Annotated in this window: 3 protein-coding genes; 1 reads left to right on the top strand and 2 read right to left on the bottom strand. The window is 72.2% G+C overall.

Annotated features, from left to right (window positions below; translation table 11 throughout):
- On the top strand, positions 1–1,542 hold a 1,542-nt coding region (locus ACFW2E_RS42440; protein ID WP_384476180.1), incomplete at its 5' end, for an ABC transporter substrate-binding protein.
- A gap of 5 nt (positions 1,543–1,547) precedes the next feature.
- Here the strand turns inward: ACFW2E_RS42440 and ACFW2E_RS42435 are convergent.
- Together ACFW2E_RS42435 and ACFW2E_RS42430 are read right to left on the bottom strand one after the other, a co-directional pair.
- A complete protein-coding gene (locus ACFW2E_RS42435) occupies positions 1,548–1,727 on the bottom strand; it encodes a hypothetical protein (protein WP_384476177.1) in 180 nt (59 codons plus the stop codon).
- A 94-nt stretch (positions 1,728–1,821) separates the two neighbouring features.
- On the bottom strand, positions 1,822–4,227 hold the full coding sequence (locus tag ACFW2E_RS42430; RefSeq protein WP_384476183.1) for a SpoIIE family protein phosphatase: 2,406 nt from the start codon (positions 4,225–4,227) through the stop codon (positions 1,822–1,824).
- Positions 4,228–4,328 lie beyond the last annotated feature (101 nt).

Genomic DNA, 4,328 nt, shown 5'->3' with positions numbered 1-4,328 from the left:
GGCTCCGCCGCCGAGACGCTCCTGCGTACGGTCTACGACGAGCCGGATCTCGGCGGCGTTCCGGACGGGTTGCTGCCGTTGCTGCGCGGATGTCTGGCGAAGGACCCCGGTTCCCGTCCCACCGTGGCGGAGGTGCGGCGGACGCTGGACGGAGCGAACCCGGGGGAACAGGATGCGGGCCGGCTGCCTGCCTCGGCCGCCCGGCTCATCGCGCGCCGGTCGGCCGCCGTACTCGCCCTGCCCGCCGTCGAGGCGACCGAGGTGACCGGGAGGACGGTGGGGGCGCCTCCCGGCGCCGAGCCGCCGACCGCGCTGGAGGGCCCCCGCGGGGGCCTCGCACGACGCCGTCTCCTGGTGCTGGGCTCGGCCGCGGGGGTCGTGGCGGCAGGTGGTACGGCTGCCTGGTGGACGTCACGCAGCCCCGGCCGCGGCTCGGCGGGGGGCGGCCGCACCCGGCTCGATCGAGTGGTCGTCGCCCTGCAGGCCGACCTGAGCGGTGGCCACCGGACGCAGGGGCGGGCCCAGGAGAACGGTGTGCGGCGCGCAGTCGAGCACCACAACTCGCTGGCCGGCCGGGGCTTCGACCTGGCGCTCCAGGTCCACGACGACGGGGGCAGCACGACCCGGGCGGCGCGGCTCGCGCGGCGGCTGGCCGACGACGACCGGGTGCGCGCCGTGATCGGGCCGACCACCGACGCCTGCGCACAGGCCGTCCTCGACCGCTACCAGCGAGCGCTGCTGCCCATGGTCACCGTGTCGGTGGGACTCGACGACGTCGACCTCGCCACCCATCGGGTCTACGCGTCCACCCGCCCCTCCGACGGCACGCTGGCCGCACCCGTCGTCGCCTACCTCGTTCGCACCGCACGCGCTCGTGAGACCGTGCTGGTCGACGACACGGCCGAGGGCGACTTCAGCTGGGAGATCTGCACACGCGTCGCCGAGGCGCTGCGTTCCGGGCAGCACACCACGACACGCCGCACCCTCGCCGAGGACGACACGGCGGACGACTTCCGCACCCTCGCCGAGAAGCTGACCGCCTCGGGCGCCGACGCGGTGGTGTTCGCCGGAGGCTACGCGCGCGCCGCGAGACTGGCCCGGGCACTGCGGGCCGCGGGCTACTCCGGTGCGCGGCTGGCCACCGAGCGCGCCCTCGACCCGCGCTTCCTCACCTCGGCGGGCGACGCGGCCGAAGGCTGGGTCTTCTCCGCCGCCTTCCTCGATCCGACCCGCGTGGCGGCCGCCAAGTCCTTCGTCGCCGCCTACCGCAGACGCTTCGACGGCGCCTCGCCTCCCTGGTACTCCGCGGAGGCCTATGACGCGACGCTCTTCCTCGCCCGTGTCATGACACCGCTGAGCGCGTCCGGTGCGGAGCGCGGCGCACTGGTCGGCCGGCTGCGCACCACCGACTACCGGGGGATCACCAAGCGGCTGCGCTACACGACCGCGCGACCCCGCTACAACACGGACGGGCTGTATCTCTTCAGGGCCTCCGGCGGCCGCTTCCGGTATCTCGGCCAGTACCAGGACGCCACGGTCTGATCACGTCAGATCACTCGACCGGGCCGGTCGGTGGACCGGGGCCGGGCCGGGCTCTGGCACTCCGGGCAGAGTTCGAACCGGCCGTCGTCGACGACACTTCCCCAGCCCCGGCAGTTGTCACAACCGCGGGCGAGGACGATGTTCACGGGGTGGGCGGGAGCGTGGGGGTGGGCTCCGTAGATCATGCGGCGGCGCTCCATGGGTAGAGGTCTCGCGTGGGAAAACTATTACATTCGCCGCATATATATTCAAGAGGGGCAATCGGATCCGGGCCCACCGTCAGGTGCCGTCGTCCGGCAGTTGCTGCTCCGTCCAGATGGTCTTGCCGCCGGCCTCGTGACGGGTGCCCCAGCGCTGGGCGAGCTGCGCGACCAGGAAGAGACCCCGCCCGCCCTCGTCCGTGCTGAGGGCCCGCCTCAGGTGCGGGGCGGTATGGCTGGCGTCCGAGACCTCGCAGATCAGCGCCCGCTCGTGGATGAGACGCAGGCTGATGGGGCCGTACGCGTGCCGGATGGCGTTGGTGACCAGTTCGCTGGCGATGAGCTCGGTGGTGAAGGCGACTTCTTCGAGGCCCCACACGGACAGTTGCCGTGCGACGTTGTTGCGGACCACGTGCACCGCCGAGGGGTCGGTGGGGATCTCCCAGGAGGCGACGCGATCGGGGCTGAGAGCGTGTGTCCGTGCGATGAGGAAGGCGACGTCGTCGCGCGGGCGGGTCGGCAGCAGCGTGCGGACCATGATGTCGCAGATCTCCTCGAGCGGCCGGTCGGGGTGGGCGAGGGTGAAACACAGACGTTCCATACCGACGTCGACGTCCCGGTCCGAGGCCTCGATCAGGCCGTCGGTGTAGAGGGCGATGACGCTCCCCTCCTCCACCGCGATCTCCGCCGACTCGAACGGCAGGCCGCCCAGGCCCAGCGGCGGGCCCGCGGGGATGTCGGGGAACTCGACCGGCTCGCTCAGGTGGGCGATCGCCGGGCTGGGGTGACCGGCCCGGGCCACGACGATGGTGCGGGCGACCGGGTCGTAGACGGCGTACACGCAGGTCGCCCCGATGACGGTCGGCCCCTGCGTGGCCGCCTCGGCCTCGTCCGACAGGCGTACCACCAGGTCGTCGACGTGGGCCAGCAGCTCGTCCGGGGGCAGATCCAGATCGGCGAGCGTCTGGACGGCGGCCCGCAGTCGCCCCATGCTCGCGGCCGCGTGAAGCCCGTGGCCCACCACGTCGCCGACGACGAGCGCGACCCGCGCTCCGGAGAGCGGGATCACGTCGAACCAGTCTCCGCCCACTCCGGCCTCGGCGTCGGCCGGCAGATAGCGGTAGGCGACCTCGACCGCGTTGAGCTCGGGCAGGTCCGGCGGCAGCAGGCTGGTCTGCAGGGTGAGCGCCGCCTGGCGCTCCCGGGCGAAGCGCCGGGCGTTGTCGACGCACACGGCGGCCCTCGCGACGAGTTCCTCGACGAGGAGCAGATCGTCCGCGTCGAACGGGTCCGGGTTCTTCCAGCGCAGCAGGGTCACCACGCCCATGGTGATTCCGCGCGCCCGGAGGGGAACGACGAGGTGCGTGTGCACTCCCAGCCGGATGAGCTTCTTCCAGCGCAGGGAGTCCTCGACCAGCCAGGGTGTCGAGGGGCTGACGACCTCGCAGACCGGTTTCCCCGTGAGCAGGCAGCGTTCCTGGGGGGACCTGAGCCGGTAGTGGGTGGTGGCGCCGATCTCGACGACCACTTCGGGGTGGTCCTCCTGGATCGACAGATGAGCCGCCCGGCGCAGCGTCTCCTCGCCGTGGTCGGCGTCCGTGGCCGGGCCCCCTTCCGCCCGTACGGCGTCCAGCAGGTCGATCGCCACGAAGTCGGCGACCCGCGGCACCACGACCTCCGCCAGTTCCCGCACCGTCCGGTCGAGGTCCAGCGTGGTGCCGATGTGTTCGCCGGCCTCGTTCAGCAGGGCGAGCCGGTCGCGTGCCGAGTCCTGTCCGACGGCCTGGAGGGCGACGAGACAGACGCCCAGGGTTTCCCCCGCGGCGTTCCGCACGGGGAAGAAGGAGCGCAGCTCGACCCGCCGCTGGTTGCGTCGGCGTGTCAAGTCGTGGCGCAGCGGCGAGGATTCCAGGGTCACCTGCGGCTGACCGGTCAGGAGTGCCCGCTTGGCGTACTGACTCAGCAGGGGCGGGGTCGCGCCGGTGTCCGTCCTCGTCGCGCCGTCCATGTCGGCCAGCGCGCGGTTCTCCCACTTGCCGTGCAGGTCGGTGTCCAAAACGGCGATCCCCATCGGCGACCGCTCCAGCAGACCGTGCGCGATCTCCTCGTGGAACGCGTACTCCGCGTGTTCCTCGGCGTCGCACGCGACGATCAGCCAGCCGCGGTGTCCATCGGCGGCGACCAGGGCACACGCCCGAACCGCGATGTCGACGTTGTGGCCTGCCCGGTGCCTCACGGCGAGGACGCCGTTCCAGCCACGGCCGGTCCGGCGCAGCCGTGACACGGCGGCGGACAGATTCCGGCCCGCCAGGAAGGACTCCACCGGGTGCCCCACCGCGTCACGGGCGGGATGGCCGAGCAGCCCCTCGGCTCCGGGGCTCCAGTAGACGATCAGCTTCCGGGCATCGGTCACCACCACGGCCGCGGACACGATGTCGAACGGATCGGCCGGATCTGCACTGCCGAGCGCACCGCTGACGCCCATACTCACGTCCCAATCCGGGGCCGGGGCCCCCACCCCGCCCATTGTTGCACCTGTCTCGTATAAACAACTGTCGCTGCCGTCGACAATTCAAGCGGTGTGTG

Source organism: Streptomyces sp. NPDC058964, assembly GCF_042741275.1.
Classification (GTDB): domain Bacteria; phylum Actinomycetota; class Actinomycetes; order Streptomycetales; family Streptomycetaceae; genus Streptomyces.
The sequence above is the reverse complement of the archived record's forward strand: the minus strand, read 5'-3'. Positions and strand labels throughout refer to the sequence as shown.

Bases quoted from the DNA above. Each gene is read 5' to 3' on its own strand.
- ACFW2E_RS42430 (WP_384476183.1), bottom strand. From the start codon at position 4,227: ATGGGCGTCAGCGGTGCGCTCGGCAGTGCAGATCCGGCCGATCCGTTC.
- ACFW2E_RS42435 (WP_384476177.1), bottom strand. From the start codon at position 1,727: ATGATCTACGGAGCCCACCCCCACGCTCCCGCCCACCCCGTGAACATC.